General features: G+C 60.1%; 12 protein-coding genes and 1 pseudogene. 6 read left to right on the forward strand and 7 right to left on the reverse strand.

The window, feature by feature from the left end:
* Window positions 1-97: 97 nt before the first annotated feature.
* The 3 genes from RF641_RS01965 (at window position 98) to RF641_RS01975 (ending at window position 5,548) form a co-directional block, all read left to right on the forward strand.
* Complete coding sequence (locus tag RF641_RS01965; RefSeq protein ID WP_424572356.1) at window positions 98-1,288, forward strand: hypothetical protein; 1,191 nt, start codon at window positions 98-100, stop codon at window positions 1,286-1,288.
* A gap of 392 nt (window positions 1,289-1,680) precedes the next feature.
* A complete protein-coding gene (locus tag RF641_RS01970; protein WP_424572357.1) occupies window positions 1,681-2,499 on the forward strand; it encodes a Hachiman antiphage defense system protein HamA in 819 nt (272 codons plus the stop codon).
* The gene (locus tag RF641_RS01975; RefSeq protein ID WP_424572358.1) at window positions 2,489-5,548 is read left to right on the forward strand and encodes a DEAD/DEAH box helicase; all 3,060 of its coding nucleotides are present in this window, start codon (window positions 2,489-2,491) and stop codon (window positions 5,546-5,548) included. The genes RF641_RS01970 and RF641_RS01975 overlap by 11 nt, the downstream gene beginning before the upstream one ends.
* A 189-nt stretch (window positions 5,549-5,737) precedes the next feature.
* Here the strand turns inward: RF641_RS01975 and RF641_RS01980 are convergent.
* The 3 genes and pseudogenes from RF641_RS01980 to RF641_RS01990 all read right to left on the reverse strand — a co-directional run.
* Window positions 5,738-5,899, reverse strand: a pseudogene (locus tag RF641_RS01980) (IS256 family transposase); the annotation flags it as partial.
* A gap of 761 nt (window positions 5,900-6,660) precedes the next feature.
* Window positions 6,661-8,373 carry an AMP-binding protein gene (locus tag RF641_RS01985; RefSeq protein WP_424572359.1) on the reverse strand — a complete coding sequence of 571 codons (1,713 nt, stop codon included), beginning with the start codon at window positions 8,371-8,373 and terminating at the stop codon, window positions 6,661-6,663.
* Between the two features lie 180 nt (window positions 8,374-8,553).
* Window positions 8,554-10,263, reverse strand: coding sequence for an AMP-binding protein (locus tag RF641_RS01990; protein ID WP_424572360.1), 1,710 nt, complete (start codon window positions 10,261-10,263; stop codon window positions 8,554-8,556).
* Window positions 10,264-10,493: 230 nt separating this feature from the next.
* Between RF641_RS01990 and RF641_RS01995 the strand changes: the two genes are divergently transcribed.
* Window positions 10,494-11,363, forward strand: a complete 870-nt coding sequence (locus RF641_RS01995) for a VOC family protein (RefSeq protein WP_424572361.1) — start codon at window positions 10,494-10,496, stop codon at window positions 11,361-11,363.
* Between the two features lie 708 nt (window positions 11,364-12,071).
* Here RF641_RS01995 and RF641_RS02000 read toward each other — a convergent pair.
* Both RF641_RS02000 and RF641_RS02005 read right to left on the reverse strand, forming a co-directional pair.
* Complete coding sequence (locus tag RF641_RS02000; RefSeq protein WP_424572362.1) at window positions 12,072-12,557, reverse strand: hypothetical protein; 486 nt, start codon at window positions 12,555-12,557, stop codon at window positions 12,072-12,074.
* A 21-nt stretch (window positions 12,558-12,578) separates the two neighbouring features.
* Window positions 12,579-12,752 carry a hypothetical protein gene (locus RF641_RS02005; RefSeq protein ID WP_157359285.1) on the reverse strand — a complete coding sequence of 58 codons (174 nt, stop codon included), beginning with the start codon at window positions 12,750-12,752 and terminating at the stop codon, window positions 12,579-12,581.
* Between the two features lie 19 nt (window positions 12,753-12,771).
* Here RF641_RS02005 and RF641_RS02010 point away from each other — a divergent pair, with 19 nt between their 5' ends.
* Together RF641_RS02010 and cls are read left to right on the forward strand one after the other, a co-directional pair.
* Window positions 12,772-12,990, forward strand: coding sequence for a hypothetical protein (locus tag RF641_RS02010; RefSeq protein WP_424572363.1), 219 nt, complete (start codon window positions 12,772-12,774; stop codon window positions 12,988-12,990).
* A 367-nt stretch (window positions 12,991-13,357) separates the two neighbouring features.
* Window positions 13,358-14,845, forward strand: a complete 1,488-nt coding sequence (cls, locus tag RF641_RS02015) for a cardiolipin synthase (protein WP_424572364.1) — start codon at window positions 13,358-13,360, stop codon at window positions 14,843-14,845.
* Between the two features lie 3 nt (window positions 14,846-14,848).
* On the opposite strand, the gene RF641_RS02020 is transcribed toward cls, so the two are convergent.
* Entirely contained in the window at window positions 14,849-16,033 is a 1,185-nt protein-coding gene (locus RF641_RS02020; protein ID WP_424572365.1) for a thiolase family protein, read from the reverse strand.
* Window positions 16,034-16,169: 136 nt separating this feature from the next.
* On the reverse strand, window positions 16,170-17,435 hold the full coding sequence (gene efeB, locus RF641_RS02025; protein ID WP_424572366.1) for an iron uptake transporter deferrochelatase/peroxidase subunit: 1,266 nt from the start codon (window positions 17,433-17,435) through the stop codon (window positions 16,170-16,172).
* Between the last annotated feature and the right edge of the window lie 5 nt (window positions 17,436-17,440).

The following is a 17,440-nucleotide window of genomic DNA, read 5'->3' on the forward strand; positions in this document are numbered from 1 at the left end:
CCAAGGCAGTGCGCGGGTTAATCCGCGGCGGGCGCCCGCCGCGCGCCTATGATTAAAACAAGCACCCGTCCCACCCATCCCAAAGGGGTTTACCTTCGTGGATTCCAGCGAGTTCAGCTACCTCGACATCGAGTTCATTTTCCTGGGCGACAAGCCCGAGGCGGCCGAGGTGGTGCGCACCGCCCTGGCGGACCGGCGCCTGCTGGGTTTCGTCGGCGGCACCGTGGAACGCGAGCACGCCACCGAGGTTGCGGCGCAGATCGCCACGGTCAGCCCCGCCCGCGACGCGGTGCTCTACCGCGTGGACGCCAGGGGCAAGCTGCGCGAAGGCTCCCGGGTCACCAAGCTGGTGCATGAGCTGAAGAACTCCACGCAAGCGGACTACGTGCTGCTGGACGGCGAGGAAATCGACGGCCCGACCCCGGATGAGGACGTGCTGGGCGATTACGGGTCCACCACCGAACTGGTGCACGGCCGCAGGCTCAAGGGCTCCGAGCTGGTGGCCGCCGCCGGGCTGGAGGAGAACGTGCTCACCCTGTGGAACCACGGCACCGGGCTGATGGCCATGTCCGCCGAACCGGTGTTCACCGCGACCATCGCGCGCTCCAACCGCCCCTTCCTCTCGCTGACCCGCCACGGCAACACGCTCAGCGCGCTGGTCACCGGCGTCGGCTCCCGGCGCAGCTACTTCCCGAAGTCGGTGCGCTACTTCGTGGACCTGGAACGCACCGTGATCATCGAGCCGGAGGCCGGCAGCCCGGCCGCGGACCGGTTGGCCGAGCTGGATGCCTCGCTGCTGGGCTGGGAGGCGGAAGACGACCAAACCCTGGGCGAATTCATCAGCGACCAGTCCAAGCTCCAGGAGGCGCTCGCGCTGGTCAAGGCGCCGGGCAGCCTGAAGAACCTCAAGCGCTTCGTGGCCCTGCTGGGCTTCGATGTGCGCAGCGTGGACTACCTGACGGGCAAGCCGCTGCCGGAGAACATCCGGGTGGTCGCCACCGGCGGCCCGGTCAAGACCATCAAGGCCGCCCTGGCCGAGCACGAACGGGAAGCCAGCGGCCTGGCCAAGCTGCTCTACCGCGGCAGCTGGGGCCCGAAGGCGCTGATCACCTCCAGCCTGGCGGTGCTTGGCTCCGGGACGCTGACCCACCTGGCGCTGGCCAAGTGCCCCAAGCTGTCCTCGGTTCCCAAGCCGCTGCGCAACCTGCTGATGATCGCCTGGTACGCGGACGGGCTGTACTACCTGGGCAAGGGACTGCTCGGAGCGGCGAAGGCGCGCGGCAAGTAGCCGCACACCGAATATCGCGCGGAACGCCCGAGGGGCCCGGACAGCGTGGCTGTCCGGCCGTTGTCTAGAGTGCCAAAATTTACTAGCCATTCATCAGGCGACAACAGATTTTTTATACTCAAATCGTCACCAAATCAGGAGAATAAAGCGTAACAATCGACTATTGGGCGATCGTACCCGCAGCGTGTTTCGCGATCGTACGAGTAGATAGCCAAATAATCTCAATTCTAAGCTTGTTCTTTCGTTTTCCGCTTCTCCGACTGGAAAACTTCATCTAAGTCAGATCAGTTAGATTGATGTTGACGAGAAGCGGTACTATTTTAATCTCACTTGGGATCCGGAAAGGCTGGATATCTAGTAAGTTAGGGTGCAAATTGACGCATGTAAACGGAATGGATGATGAACCAGATTATGTTTCTGGACTAACTAAAGCCGCGGAAACACTAACATGCGAGCACGGCGAAAATATCGAAGTTTGGCATCTAGAAGTGCCGTTCGAAGAAGCAATCTTGACTGACTGGGCTCGAAAATTTCGTCAAAACTATTGTCGAGACAATGAAATCGACGAGTTGCGACGAGGTACTGGGTTTACTCGTTCTCAATATCTTTTAGAACTTTGTTTTCCTTCTAATTCAATAAGCCCAGGTCCGGGCATTCGATCTGGAGATTTTGCTGAACTTTTAGTTTCAGATTGGGTCCAGTATAAGTTCGGTTTCTGGGTTTCTAGATTGAAATATGCGAATAAATCTTCACCTAACGAATCGGCCAAAGGCGTCGATGTAATGGGGTTTCGAGAAAGCGGAATAGGCGCGCCAAAGTCAACGGACCAAATGCTGATGATTGAAGTCAAAGCAGGACTTAGTGGAAATGCTTATCGGGACCAACTTCAAAAGGCAATTGATGGTTCATCAAATGATATGATCCGTGCAGGATATACTCTGAATAGCATGAAACAGCTCCATCGAAATCGCGGTGATGCTGATGCAATGAAACGAATTGAACGCTATCAGAGCATAGTCGATAACCCCTTTTCGATTATTTACGGAGCTGTAGCAGTGTTAAGCAACGAAAGTTTCGACGCTGATGCAATCGCTTGTAGTACAACAGATTCTCACAGTGATAAAAACAAACTCCGACTTTTTGTCATTCGAGGAGAGGATCTGATGACTTTGGTTCATTCGCTCTATCAGAAAGCTGCTGATGAAGCCTGAAAATCCCAGTCTTCGGTTGTTGGCCATAACGAGAGCAAAAGCAAAAATGTTCGAATTCGGCGTTCCGGAATCCGAGCATCTCTCGATTCCGTCGTCTGATGATCCCACGTCACTTTTACTAATTGCTATAGCTATACTCGGAGATGTTTCTGCGGCGGCAGACGATCCCAACGCGGATTTGTCCGATTATGACATCGGATTTTCTGCGACGTACTTCGATGCGCTCTTGAACTCCCGAGTCGCCGAAGATATATCGGTAGACGTTTCAATTATGGCAGCCGCTGCCTACTATCTGGCTGGTCGTCCTGGTAGTAGTTTAGTCGTAGCAAACGAAGTTGCGCCAGAATTACTGACATCACCACTCGCGAAATTTCTTCAGTGGGTGCTTTCTGACGTAAGTAGGCCTCTAATGCGCGTTGAAGGCTTGCACTCCGAAAACGTTAATAGGCTTGCTGATCTCCTATATAGGCATTATAGAGAAGGCATTGATTCTCAACTTGCCGTGCAAAGCGCGAGGAATCTGCGTGACGCGTCGTACAAGGCTCGCTCGCCTAGGGATATCTTGCATGCCGACGTTGTGCTGGCAGTCGTGCTGCGGAAAGTTCGTTTTTCGACTTGGAACAATCTTCCGGCAATGAGTGACTTAAGCGTGGAATCTTGGCGAGGAGTATTCTCAACTAACGGATTCCCATTAGAGCTTTGGCCGTCACAATATTCTATTGGTGAACAAAATGTATTCCGTGGAATTTCGGCAGTAATACAGATGCCAACAAGCGCGGGAAAGACTCGGTCGCTTGAGATGATTTTTAACGCTGGATTTTTGAGCGGACGCGCAAAATTAGCAGTAGTTGTTGCTCCATTTCGCGCCCTATGCAAAGAAATAACCGACTCGTTGCGCCGTGCTTTTGAAAGTAATCAAGATGTAACGGTAAATATTCTATCGGACGTGATCAAAGACGACGTAATACTTCTTTTTGAAGAGTTGTTTACCAATTTCCTTGAAAATACCACGAAATATAATATTCTGATTCTGACACCTGAGAAAATACAATATGTTGTGCGCCAACATCCAGTAATCATGGAGCGGATTGATATTCTAGTTTATGATGAGGCACATCAGTTTGATACTGGCCAACGGGGTGTTCTTTATGAATTGCTGCTAGCTGAGTTGGGCTCCTCGGTACGAGAAAGTACCCAAATAATTGCCATCTCTGCAGTAGTCAAGAATTCCGAGGTGTTACGTCAGTGGCTGTTGGGTGGCCGCGGAATCGTAGTTGATGGAAGTGGCCTGAATCCTACATCGAGAGCTACTGCATTTGCGACGTGGCAGGAGCAAAGAGGACAACTTCAGTTTTTTGAGAATGGAAATCTGGAAAATCCAGACTACTTCGTTCCGAGGACAATTAATTCCGAGATTCTCGATCGTCAGGGGAGAGAGCGAGCGGTCAGAAGTTTTCCTGACAATCGAGATTCTTTCGTAGCTACAGATATCGCGCTCTACCTTTCGATCAGGCTAGTTTCAAGTGGAGCGTGCGCAATATTCGCAGGGACTAAAGCGACTGCGTCCAAGCTGTTGAAACGCGCAGTCGAAGTGTTCGAACGTGGTATAGGGCAAGATGTACCTGCATATCATTCCGATGAAAGGGAAATTGCGAAGATAGTTCGATTGATCAGTCTTCACTTTGGTGAAAATAGCATAGAGGCGAAGGCTGGACGACTTGGTATTTTCGCACATCACGGTAATACTCCAGGTGGATTGAGGCTTGCGATAGAGTATGCGATGCAACAGAATTTACTCCGTTTGGTAATTTGTACCTCGACTCTAGCGCAGGGTGTAAACCTTCCAATCCGATATTTGTTGGTTCCGAGTATTTATCAAGGGCGTCGAGAAATTCGTGTTCGTGATTTCCAGAATTTACTTGGACGAGCTGGAAGGGCAGGGATGCATACTGAGGGGTTAGTTATCTTCACTGATCCGCGTATCTACGATACGAGGGGCCCTAATCCCCTTAGATTTGATCGAGCGCAACGATTACTTGATCCGGAGAATTCTGAACCGTTGACAAGCTCTTTGCTTTTATTGATTCGCGATCAAGAAATTCCACTCTGGCCACTCCTCGATCGGGTTTTTCTCAACGAAGTATCATCTGACGATCTCAATGACTTGCAACCGGAAGTTGCGAATCGCCTGGCCGAAGTTCGCAGCCTACTCAGTGTGATAGAAAGCTATCTTATGGCTAATCACAGCACTGAAAGTGCAGATGACTTGATTTCGGATGCAGAGTCATTGGTTGAACAAACTTTCGCATTTTTTGTTGCAACCGAAGATGAGAAAACCAGTCTTCGTTATTTATTTACGCGTGTTGCTGTGAATGTTTGGAATCTTGTTCCAGATTCGAAGGATCAGAAGGTGTTCTCGTCGACATTACTAGGGGCGTCAAATTCGCGATATTTGAATGCTTGGGTTCAGGAGACTCGAGATGACCTATTGGGTGTATCTTCGATCGAAGAGTTGTTTGAACTGGTTTGGCCGGTGTTGACTCAAGTTGAAATAAATAATCAAAAGGCACTTATTGGCACTTTGGAAGATGCCAAGTCTCTTGCCTCAGCATGGTATCGTGGTGAGTCTTACGAAGATATTTTTCAGATCGCTCTTAATCTGGATATTAAGAAACGGCATGGGCAAGGTTGGAGAAAGGTTTCTGAAAACGACATTCTCAACTTCCTGCACAAGACTGTTGCGTATGATTTGTCTTTGCTTGTTTCTGCCATTGACCAATTATTAGGCGAACCAGGTTGGAACGTAATTGCTGAACTGGCAAGTTCATTCAAGTACGGTCTTCGGGAACCATTGTCGGTGGCATTTTACGAAGCCGGTTTGGAAGATAGAGCAATTGCGGCGCACATCGCGGAACTGTTGAGGATTTCCGGGTTCGAGGGCAGTGACTTGTTCACGTTGACGGATGAGTATATCAACGTAGTGGCGAGTTACTTGGAAAATATGCCAACCTATTTTTCACGTACATTTGACAATATGGATTTTTTTTGACCGTGGTTGATATCGCATGATTCATTTTTTATGGCTGCTTTTTCCATGCCATGCTCTTAGCGATTGGTGGTCTAAATCTCTTGATCGATGAACCTAAACTGGCTCTTAAAGCTTAAGCGTGGCGCAGGAGCCTGTCAGATTGCTTGTGTAAGACCCTAGTCACGTCCGTTATTCGGGGCTTCGTAACACTCACTTCAAATACGGCTCGATACGCTCCGGGTAGGCCATGGCCAGCTGCTGCAATGCCTGCTTCCAGCCATTCGTCCCGGCTCCTTCAACCAAATGCGACCCGGCGCCGGCCCGTGGTGTGCGGCCCTTCTTCTGCGCGTCTTTGAACCGCTCCCTGCCAAATAGCGTCTCTCGGTAGCAGGATTCTGGCGACCCGGTGTGATGAGATCGGTTGTCCATGAAGCCATGAGATTCAGTGTCTACGAAGTCCCGAGATTTCACATCCGATCTTTACAGCAGTGCTATTCGATTCGCGCACAGGTGCTTCCAAAAGCGTCTGTTGTACAAAGTCGACTTGGTACTGTTTCGAAGATGAGATGAATCTCGTTTTCGTTATTGGGATAGTTGGATTCGATATCAGGTTGGCACAACAGTGCCTTTTTTGAGGGGTCTCAACGTTGCGCTTAGGTAGTTCCTTTAACGAAAATCAATGCGATACTTTTATCGTAGTGAAATAAGTTATCCGCGGTTTCTTGAGACAATTAGAGAATGATGCTTGTTTTCACGTAATATTTAAGGTGAAACAGGCTGTATCCCGCGTCCTAATTAGGATTACAACCGGGTGAAAGTCAGATATGGAGCCGTGGGTTCATTTTCATTCTATGAGATCAGAAATGTGCTATCGGATCGTCAAAATTGAAGTACCATCAATCTTTATCCTGCATCGTGAATTGATTGTTGGTGAAACTATATTCTGACCTACTATGAGTAGTGTGCTCTTTTTAGTTTCTGGGCTAAATATTCCATTATCCTTAATTTGATATCGATTCATGGGAGATATCAAAAGTTCAGAAGGCAAACCGACCTAGGTGTGTTTGGTTCTTGACCATTGCTGTTACGGATAGTCCGTCCGAATCCTCAATGATCTTGCGCCGTCCCCGGGATCAGCCCAGGGACTTCAGCGACGGGAAATCGGTGTCCCGGTATTCCTTCGGCGGCACCTTGCCCTGGGCGTGCTGGTCGCTTTCGGCCAGGCGCAGCTCCACCCGGCGGATCTTGCCCGAGATGGTTTTGGGCAGCTCGGAGAATTCCAGCCGGCGGATGCGCTTGAACGGGGCCAGGTTCACACGGCAGTAGCCCAGGATGCTTTCGGCGGTTTCGGCGGACGGTTCATGGCCGGGCGCCAGCACCACAAACACCTTCGGCACCGACAGCTTCATCGGATCCGGCGAGGGGACCACGGCGGCCTCGGCGACGGCCGGGTGCTCCAGCACCACCGATTCCAGCTCGAAGGGGCTGAGCTTGTAGTCGCTGGACTTGAACACGTCATCCGCGCGGCCCACATAGGTCAGCACCCCCTCGGCATCGCGTTCGGCGATGTCCCCGGTGTGGTAGACCCCGTTGCGGGTCGCGGTGTCGGTTCTCGCCTGGTCCTCGAAGTAGCCCTTCATCAGGCCCACCGGCCGCGGATCCAGCCGCAGGCAGATCTCTCCCACCTCCGCCAGCTGGCCGGTGGTCGGGTTGCGCAGCTCGATCTCGTAGCCTGGCATCGGGCGGCCCATGGCGCCCACCTTGACGGATTCTCCCGGGGGGTTGGCGATCTGCACGGTGGTTTCGGTCTGCCCGTAGCCGTCGCGGATCACCTGGCCCCAGGCGTTGCGCACCTGCTCGATGACCTCGCGGTTCAGCGGCTCGCCGGCGGAGACCAGCTTGCGCGGGGGAGTGCTCAGCACCGAGAGGTCGGCCTGGATCAGGTAGCGCCACACGGTGGGCGGGGCGCAGAAGCTGGTGACGTTCTCGACATCCATCTGGTGCATCAGCGCCTTGGGATCGAAGCGCTCGTAGTTGTAGACGAACACCGTCGCCTCGGCGATCCACGGGCCGAAGAAGTTGGACCACGCATGCTTGCCCCAGCCGGGGGAGGCGACGTTCAGGTGCACGTCGCCCGGTTCCAGCCCGATCCAGAACATGGTCGCCAGGTGCCCCACGGGGTAGGACACGTGGGTGTGCTGCACAAGCTTGGCCAGCGAGGTGGTGCCGGAGGTGAAGTAGAGCAGCAGGGTCTCATCCGCGCGCGTGGGCGTGTCCAGGGCGAACTGCGCCGGAGCCTGGTGCGAGTCATCGAAGTGCAGGGTGCCCGCGGCGGCCTCGCCGCGCACCTGGACGGTGGTGTAGTCCCCGGGTACCTGCTCAAGCTTGGGCAGCTGGTCGTAGCTGGTGACGATCCAATTGGCCTTGCCGCGTTCGATGCGGTCGGCCAGGTCCACGCTGGTCAGCTGCGTGGTGGAGGGGATGATCACGGCGCCCAGCTTCATGCCCGCGAGCATGATCTCCCACAGCGCCACCTCGTTGCCGAGCATCACGATCATGGTGTCCTGGCGCTTGAACCCGTTATCCGAAAGCCAGCGCGCCACCTGGGTGGAGCGCCGTGAGAGTTCGGCCCAGCTGTAGCGGGCGCTGCTGCCGTCCGGCTCGGTGAGGATCAGCGCCGGGGCGTCCGCGCGGGCCGGATCCTTGGCCACCGCGTCGAACCAGTCGTAGGCGAAGTTGAAGTCCTCGAACTGCGGCCAGCTGAAGGCCTTGCGCGCACCGGCGTAGTCGTCGCGGTGGGCCAGGAGGAGGTCGCGCGCCGCACGGAACTTCTCGGTGTTACTCATCAGAGTCCTTTCGGCGGCAGCTGGACTGCACGGTGAACAGGGTGAACGTTTCTGTGCTCAATATACTCTGGTGCTCACTGTGGACGAATTGTTGCGTCAGGTTGTGCGGTCGACTTGCACAACACCGGCAATATTGATCAAAACACGGTTGCGGCGGGTGTGCCGCTCCGGCGCTGCGGGCTAGCTGGAGGACAATCCCGGGAAGTCGGTGTCCCGGTATTCGGTGCCCGGAGCGGTGCCGCCGCGGTGGCGTTCCTCCTCCGCCCGGCGCAGCTCCACCCGGCGGATCTTGCCCGAGATGGTTTTGGGCAGCTCCGCGAATTCCAGGCGGCGGATCCGCTTGTAGGCGGCCAGGTGCTCGCGGCAGTAGGCAAGGATGCTCTCTGCCAGCTGAGCCCCGGCGGTGTAGCCGGCGGCCGGCACCACATAGGCCTTGGGCACGGACAGCCGCAGGTCGTCCGGCGCGGGAACCACCGCCGCCTCGCCGACCCCCGGATGCTCGATCAGCACCGACTCCAGCTCGAAGGGGCTGAGCTTGTAGTCGCTGGACTTGAATACGTCATCCGCCCGCCCCACATAGGTGAGCACCCCGTGCTCGTCCCGCTCGGCGATGTCCCCGGTGTGGTAGACCCCGCCGTGAAAAGCCTGCGCGGTTTTCTCCTCGTCCTCGAAGTAGCCGTTCATCAGCCCCAGCGGCCGCGGATCGGTCACCAGGCAGATCTCCCCGGTGTCCGATTCCTGCCCGGTCAGCGGGTCGCGCAGCACCACCTGGTAGCCGGGCATCGGGCGGCCCATGGCGCCGATGACGATCCGCTCTCCGGGCGGGTTGGCGATTTGCACGGTGGTTTCGGTCTGCCCGAAACCGTCGCGGATGACCTGGCCCCAGGCGCGCTGCACCTGGTCGATGACCTCGGCGTTCAGCGGTTCGCCGGCCGAGACGAGCTTGGCCGGGGGAGTTGCCAGCTGGGTCAGGTCCGCCTGGATCAGCAGCCGCCAGACGGTGGGCGGGGCGCAGAAGCTGGTGACCTTCTCGCGGGCCATCTGCTCCATCAACGCTCCGGCGTCGAAGCGCTCGTAGTTGTAGACGAAGACCGTCGCCTCGGCGATCCACGGGGTGAACAGGTTGGACCACGCGTGTTTGGCCCAGCCGGGGGAGGCGACGTTCAGGTGCACGTCGCCTGGCTCCAGGCCGATCCAGAACATGGTGCTCAGGTGCCCCACCGGGTAGGACACGTGGGTGTGCTCCACGAGCTTCGCCCGCGAGGTGGTGCCCGAGGTGAAGTAGCGCAGCAGCGGTTCTTCGGCGCGGGTCGGGGATTCCAGGGTGAACTCCGTTGGCGCGGTGAATGAATCCGCGTAGGACAGGATTCCCTCGGCCGGGGTGCCGCCGATCTGCACCAGCGTGAAGTCCTCCTCCAGCGAGGCGAACTTAGGGGTCTCGGCTTCGTTGGTGATGACCCAGGTGACGTGTCCGCGCTGGATGCGGTCGCTGAGGTCCGCGGGGGTCAGCTGCGTGGTGCAGGGGACCAGGATGGCGCCGAGCTTGATGCCTGCCAGCATGGTTTCCCACAGCTCGACCTGGTTGCCCAGCATCACCGCGATGGAATCCGAACGGCGCACCCCGGAATCGCTGAGCCAGCGGGCCAGCTGGGTCGAGCGCTCGGACAGCTCGCGCCAGGTGCGCCGGGTCGAGGAGCCGTCCAGCTCGGTGATCACCAGTGCCGGGGTGTCGACGCGCTGCGGGTCGGCGGCAACCTGGTCGAACCAGTCGAAGCCGAAATTGAAATGGGTGAAACGCGGCCAGGAGAAATGCTCGCAGGCGTGCTGGTAGTTCTCGCGCCACGCGATCAGCTGATCCCGTACCGTGCGGAATTCTTCAGTCACACCCATTTGCATCCTCCAGCTCGCAGATTCGCCGCCCATTTCCTTTGTGATGACGGTCACTGGCCAATATACTTTGACGTCCTATCAAAGGGGAAGGGTTTCCGCTCCCGGGGTGTCGTGCCGCGGCCGTGAAATTGGGATGTGGGGCACATTTGCATTAAAAGATTGAAGCTTCAACTAAAGAGGCGTACTCTGGAATCAAGCAAGACAACCCGCCCGCAGAAAGGACGCCGACCATGGCACCCCTGAAGGAAGACAAGCTCTCCGCGCAGCTGTCGATGAATGCCGTGCAGCTCAAGGTCGGCGACCTGGACACCATGAGCACCTACTACCAGCAGGCCCTGGGTCTGGACGTGCTCAAGGAAAGCGCCGCCGGCACCAGCCTTGGACGCGGCGCCGAAACCCTGGTCCAGCTTACGCCCGCCCCCGGGCTGCAGCTGCCGGCTCGCGGCGAAGCGGGCCTGTTCCACACCGCCCTGCTCTTCAAGACCCAAGCTGATTTGGCCGCCACCGTGCTGTCCGCCGCGCAGTACAACCAGAGCAGCTTCGTGGGCAGCTCGGACCATCTGGTCTCCGAAGCCTTCTACTTCACCGATCCGGAAGGCAACGGCATCGAGCTCTACTTCGACCGCCCGCGGGACACCTGGACCTGGACCGGAGACCAGGTCTCCATGGACACCATCTACCTGGACCCGAACAACTTCCTGAACACCCACCTGACCGAGGAAGCTGTCGCCGGGCAGAAGCGGGCTGGCGCCGAGGTAGGCCACGTCCACCTGCAGGTCGGCGACGTCGCGACGGCCCACCAGTTCTACGTCCAGACCCTGGGGTTCGACCAGACCGCGGCTCTGGGCAACCAGGCGCTGTTCGTCTCCGCCGGCGGCTACCACCACCACATGGCCATGAACGTCTGGAATTCCCGCGGCGCAGGACCCCGCAAGGACACCCTGGGCCTGGGCGAGGTGCTGATCAACGTCCCGACCCAGGACGAGATCGGCAAGATCGCCGAGCGCCTTGACTTCGCCGGCGTGCAGAACCACCACACCGGATCCGAGCTGCAGTTCAAGGATCCGTGGAACAACCAGCTGCGCGTCGCCGTGCGCTAGGCACCAGCCTGTCGCGCAGCTTGAATCCGAGCCACCCGGGCAACGCTCCCAGCGAAGCGCTGCCCGGGTGCATTCTCAGGCAGGTACCAGCCACGCTTGAAGGGCGGGTTGTTGTCGGCAGTCACGAACGGCGCTCCGGATCCATCCAGCTGTGTTCGCTGCATACTGCACAGTCCGAGACGAGGCAACCAATGCTGGACTCGACCCGGGAATCCGTGGGCTTCGAAACGGACTTCGCCGCTGCGGGCATGGCCTGTGGTTTCAGCAGATGCTTGGCCACGGAATCGAAAAAATCCGCAGGGCAGATCTTCGTCGACAGCTTCCCTCGTTCGCGCAGGCATGGCGGCAATTCGGGATAGGGGGGATCCGCGTTAAATGGCACCAAGCAAGCATGCCCGCCCCCTTCAACAAATGCCGCTGCGTGCTAGAGGCATACCGCGGCCATGCCGCCGATTTCATGTTCCGCCTGTCAAGTCACCCTGCATACATCGAAGCGTTCTATCTGAACATGTGCAGTGGCAATCCTTAAGATGTTTCGCCGGAATTGATTCGCAGCTTGGCGACTTCGATCAGGTGACTATGCGGCGCGACATGGCGACGCCCACTGGAACGGATTTTCGCCCGGGGGCGGTGGCGGGAGCCCGGGCTATTTCACCCTGAATTCGAAACGTCCCTCGGTCGAATCAACCAGGCAAAAACCGGGCCCCTCTAACACGGCCAGCATGCAGGCACCAAAACCGATGATCTCCACACCACCCGTGCTCGGGCGCTCTTGCAGCAGCCGAGCTGGGAATTCCCTAGTTCATAGGTGTACTTCGCACCGACGCACGAGGTTGCTTCGCCCAAAGGCGGAGCCGTGAACTTCTTGGTTTCCTTCAGCGACAGCATGGTTGCCTTCAATACCCTGTACGCCTCGGTCTGGGCGTAGGCCTTGGCACGGACAGCCCCGGTCAGGCCTGGGTCAACTCCGGTGAGCCGCTCATCGTCGTCAATCACCCGGTAGAAGGTGGCGCCGCTGGACTGCGAAGGGCCGAAGACCCATGGGAGGGCGTTAGCGAATTCAAGCTGGTTCTTCTTCCCCATAGCCAAGCTGATGGAGGTCCCTGTGCTGCCCTCGGAAGTGGCGAAAACATGCGACTGGCCATTCACTGCCTGGTCGCTGAAATCGATGATCCCATTGTGCACCTGCGTCATGGGCGGCTCGCCATGCGGATATTATTCGATGCCGGTGCTCAGCACCGCCATTTCCGCTCCCTTGGCATTGCGGGTGCTGTAGGTTGACTTAAGGTCTTCGTGTATCTGGCCTTCGAAATATTCGCCGGTCCCCACAAGTCTCCAGTCCGCCGGCACCTCAAGTTCGACATGCCCGTTGCCCACCTTGTGCTTCACTGTCCCAGCGGCCTGCGCCGTGGCGCTCGCCGATACGGAATTGGTTGGCGTGGAAGACGGGGCAGACGTGGAAGACGCGGAAGTTGTGGCCGAGGCGGAAGCTGCAGGCGAGGCGTCCGGCGAAGGCTGCGACGGCGATATGGACCATGAGCTGAGTGCAAGGCCCAGAGCCGTGGCGGCCGAAGCGGCCGTGAACCGGCGGGTGATGGAAATGATGGCCTCTCCCCACAGATGTTGAAGTCTGATTGTCATCGTGGCGTACCGCGACGATATTGATCCTAGGGGCGAATTGGGCATTGTCTCTGGTCGGTGGATAAATAGGACACCGGCGGGAGTGGAAATCGGTTCGGAAGAAATCGCTGCCCGGCGTCCTGATCGCAAAGATCGGGGCACCGGGCATTAACCAATTGACTTGCGCCTTCAATATATCTATTTGCCAGCCATGGGGCTCTTATAAGTCCGGGGACCGGCTGAGAGGTTGAACACCCTCCGGTTGCGCGTAATCTGCGGGAAAGCGCGCACGTAGACATAGGATTTCGTACGGGGCCGCTGTTGGCCTTCCGCGGCCTGTCCGGTTGCGCATCGTGGAACTGAGAGGCAGCGCATTGAATACAGCTGACGAAGTTGGCGTGGTTTTCCTGATCCTGCACCCGGTCATCGGCCTGACCGCTGCCATCGTCATCTCCTCGCGGCGCAAGCCGACCACGGCCATCGCCTGGATCATGACGATCATCTTCATCCCGTACCTGGGCGCCATCGCCTTCTTCCTGATCGGCTTCGGCCGGCTTCCGCGCCACCGCCGGGAGAAGCAGCGGCAGGTCAACGAGCTGATGCACGCCGCCTCCGGGCTCAGCGGGCACCGGGCGCAGTTCGACTCCCCGGACTGGCTGGGTCCGACCGTGGCGATGAACGAGAAGCTCGGCGCGCTGGGCATGGTCTCGGGAACCTCCGCCACGCTGATCGGCGGCTACGAGCAGTCCATCGCCTCCATGGTCCGCGCGGTCGAGAAGGCGCAGTCATTCATCCACGTGGAGTTCTACATCCTGGTCAGCGACCAGACCACCGGAGAGCTCATCGCCGCGCTGGGCCGCGCCGCCGCCCGCGGGGTCGCGGTGCGGGTGCTCTTCGACCACGTCGCCACCCTGACCCTGCCGCGGCGCAAGGAAACCATCCAAGAGCTGGACCGGCTGGGCATCCAATGGCACCACATGCTGCCGCTGAAGCCACTGAAGGGCCAATGGCAGCGTCCGGATCTGCGCAACCACCGCAAGCTGCTGATCGTGGATGGGGAAGTGGGCTTCACCGGGTCGCAGAACCTGATCGACTCGACCTACCTCAAGCCCGGGAACCTGCGCCGCGGCCTGCACTGGAAGGAACTGATGGTGCGGCTGGAAGGCCCGATCGTCAGCGAGCTGGACGCGGTGTTCATCACCGACTGGTTCAGCGAAACCGACGAGCTGCTCGAAGGGGAGAAGTACCGGGTGCGCGAGGCGAGCATCCACCATGAAACGCCCAGCGCCCACCAGTCGCGCACCGTGCACGGGCTGGACGCCCAGGTGATCCCCAGCGGCCCGAGCTTCGAGAACGACAATAACCTCAAGCTCTTCGTCTCGCTGATCCACAATGCCCGGCACCGGGTGAGCATCACCAGCCCGTACTTCGTCCCGGACGAGGCCACCTTGCAGGCCATCATCACCGCCGCCTCCCGCGGGCTGGCGGTGGAGCTGTTCGTCTCCGAGGTCGCCGACCAGGCGATGGTCTACCACGCGCAGCGCTCCTACTACACCGACCTGCTGGCCGCCGGGGTGAAGATCTACCAGTACCCCTCGCCCACCGTGCTGCACTCCAAGCACTTCTCGATCGACGACGAGGTCGCGGTCATCGGCTCCAGCAACATGGACATGCGCTCCTTCAGCCTGAACATGGAGGTTTCGCTGCTGGTGCGCGGGGCGCAGTTCGTCGCCGAGATGCGCAAGGTCGAGGACGGCTACCGGGAGCTCAGCCTGCCCATCGACCTGCAGCGCTGGAAGCGCCGGCCGTGGCGCGAGAAGATCCTGGACTCGCTGGCCCGGCTCACCTCCGCCCTGCAGTAGCCCTCAGGCCCGCTTCAGCAGCGCCGCGATGCCCTGCCCGCCGCCGATGCACAGCGTCACCACCGCGTATTCCAGGTCCCGGCGCTGCAGGTCCAGCGCCGCGCGCAGTGCGAGGATCGCGCCGGTGGCGCCCACCGGGTGGCCCAGCGCGATGGCCCCGCCATAGGGGTTGACCTTGCAGGGCTCCAGCTGCGCGTCGCGGATCACCGCCAGCGCCTGCGCGGCGAACGCCTCGTTCAGCTCGAACACGTCGATGTCCTTCGGGCCCAGCTTGGTCTCGGCGAACAGCTTGCGCAGCGCGAAGGTCGGGGCGTACCCCATGTAGGCCGGATCCATGGCGGTCACCACCACATGCTCCACCGTGGCCAGCGCCGGCAGCCCGTGCGCCCGCACGTACTCGCCCTTGGCCAGCACCAGCGCCGCCGCCCCGTCGTTCACGCCCGAGGAATTGCCCGCGGTGGCCGTGCCCTCGGGGGAGAAGGCCGGTGTCAGCGCGGCCAGGGAATCCAGGCTCACGCCCTGCCGCGGGTGCTCGTCGACATCCCGGCCTTGGCCGCCTACCAGGCTGTGCTCGATGATCTCCTGCGCGAAGGCCTGGCGGGCGATCTGGCTGCCGGCCAGCTGCTGGGAGCGCAGCGCGAACTCGTCCTGCGCCGCCCGGCCCACCTGGTACTTGCGGGCCACCGCATCCGCGGTGGTGCCCATGTGCTTGTTGCTGAACGGGTCGGTCAGCATGGCCAAGGTGCCGTGGCGCAGCGTGCGCGGGGCCAGCGAGCGGGCCTGCCCGGCCGAGTAGTCGAGGTACGGCAGGGTGGTCATCGACTCGTTGCCGCCGGCCACCGCCACTTCGCTGGCGCCCACCACCAGCGACTGGGCGGCGCTGAACACCGCCTGCAGCCCGCTGCCGCACAACCGGTTCACATTGAACGCGGTGGTCGACTGCGGCAGGCCGGCGCCCAGCGCCACCCGCCGGGCGTTGTAGGACTCCGGGCCCACCTGGCCGATGCAGCCCATCACCACCTCGTCCACCGCCTCGGGCTCCAGCCCGCTGCGCTCCAGAGCACCGCGGACGGCCGCCGCGCCGAGCTGCGCGGTGTCAAGCTCCCGATACATGCCGTTGAATCTGCCCACCGCGGTGCGCGCCCCGGCCAGGATGGTGATCTTGTGCTGCTGCAGTACCGTGCTCATGGGACCCTCCGCTTCGAAACAGCTGTTCCGCCCTGCCGATGTTCGACCCAGTCTAGGCACGCCGCGGCGCAGGCAACAGCGGGCCCGCGCGATCCCATGGGGAAAGATCGCGCGGGCCCGCAGCCTGCTCAGGTCTTCAGCCCTCGAAGAGCTGCTGGCCCAGGTACTGTCCGGGTTGGATGCCCGGCGGGATCGCGTAGAGCCCGGAGGAGGTGTGGCGCAGGTACTCGTTCATCGCGTCATTGGCGCTCATGGCCTTTTGCAGCGGCACGAAGTGCGTGCGCGCGTCGATCACGAAGGCGATGAAGAACAGGCCGGCGTCCAGCCGGCCCAGCCCGTCCGAGCCGTCGGTGTAGTTGAAGCCGCGGCGCAGCATCCGCGCCCCGTTGTGCGCGCTGGGATGCAGCACCGCCACGTGGGAGTCCACCGGGATGATCGGCCCGGCCGACCCGGCCATCGCGAAGTCCGGCTCGCTGAACTCCTCGCCGCCGGACAGCGGAGCGCCGGTGGACTTGATGCGGCCCACCACGTTCTCCTGCTCGCGCAGCGCGGAGCGGTCCCAGGTCTCGATCTGCATGCGGATGCGCCGGGCCACCATGTAGGTGCCCCCGGCCATCCACGGCTGGTCGGTCGAATCCTTGCCCACCCAGACGTGCTTGGCCAGCGCGTCGGCGTCCTCGGCCAGGATGTTGGCGGTGCCGTCCTTGAAGCCGAACAGGTTGCGCGGGGTCTGCTGCGCCTGGGTGGTCTTGGCCGTGCGGCCGAAGCCGATCTGGCTGAAGCGCACCCGCACCGTGCCGAAGCCCAGCCGCGAGAGGTTGCGGATCGCGTGCACCGCCACCTGCGGGTCGTTGGCGCAGGCCTGCACCACGATGTCCCCGCCGCTGCGCTGTTCCTCCACCATGTCCCCGGAGAAATGCGGCAGCTCGATCAGCGCCTCGGGCAGCTTGCCCTCCAGTCCGAAGCGCGGCTTGCCGTGCTCGTCGAGGAACAGCGAGCGGCCGAAGCCCACGGTCACCGTCAGGTGCGCGGCGCCCAGGCCCTCGGCCTCCCCGGTGTCCGCCGGCGGGGCGTCGTAGGAGCCGGTGTCGGCGCCGCCCACCGGCTGCCCGGCGGCCATCTGCTCGATCGCCGCGGTCCAGTCCCTGAGCAGCGCGACGAGCTTGCCGCGGTCCTGCGTGGTCACGTCGAAGCCGACGATGTGCATGCGGTCCTGGGCCTCGGTGGTGATGCCCGCCTGGTGCTCGCCGTAGAACTCGATGGTGTCGGTTGCCTGCTTCTCGGGCAGCTGCCCGCCGAAGGCCGCGGCGGCCAGCGCGCCCACGGCAAGGCCCGCCCCGCCGGCGCCCGCGCCGGTGAGCAGCAACCGCCGGGAGATCCCGGCCTTCTTCTCTTCGCCCATGGTGC

Source organism: Arthrobacter sp. 'calajunan', assembly GCF_046940185.1.
GTDB classification, from domain to species: domain Bacteria; phylum Actinomycetota; class Actinomycetes; order Actinomycetales; family Micrococcaceae; genus Glutamicibacter; species Glutamicibacter soli.

Excerpts from the sequence above, each read along its gene's own strand:
- RF641_RS02000 (WP_424572362.1), bottom strand. The coding sequence starts at position 12,557 with ATGACGCAGGTGCACAATGGGATCATCGATTTCAGCGACCAGGCAGTG.
- RF641_RS02020 (WP_424572365.1), bottom strand. The coding sequence starts at position 16,033 with ATGAGCACGGTACTGCAGCAGCACAAGATCACCATCCTGGCCGGGGCG.
- RF641_RS01985 (WP_424572359.1), bottom strand. The coding sequence starts at position 8,373 with ATGAGTAACACCGAGAAGTTCCGTGCGGCGCGCGACCTCCTCCTGGCC.
- RF641_RS01995 (WP_424572361.1), top strand. The coding sequence starts at position 10,494 with ATGGCACCCCTGAAGGAAGACAAGCTCTCCGCGCAGCTGTCGATGAAT.
- efeB (WP_424572366.1), bottom strand. The coding sequence starts at position 17,435 with ATGGGCGAAGAGAAGAAGGCCGGGATCTCCCGGCGGTTGCTGCTCACC.
- RF641_RS01975 (WP_424572358.1), top strand. The coding sequence starts at position 2,489 with ATGAAGCCTGAAAATCCCAGTCTTCGGTTGTTGGCCATAACGAGAGCA.
- RF641_RS01970 (WP_424572357.1), top strand. The coding sequence starts at position 1,681 with ATGGATGATGAACCAGATTATGTTTCTGGACTAACTAAAGCCGCGGAA.
- RF641_RS01990 (WP_424572360.1), bottom strand. The coding sequence starts at position 10,263 with ATGGGTGTGACTGAAGAATTCCGCACGGTACGGGATCAGCTGATCGCG.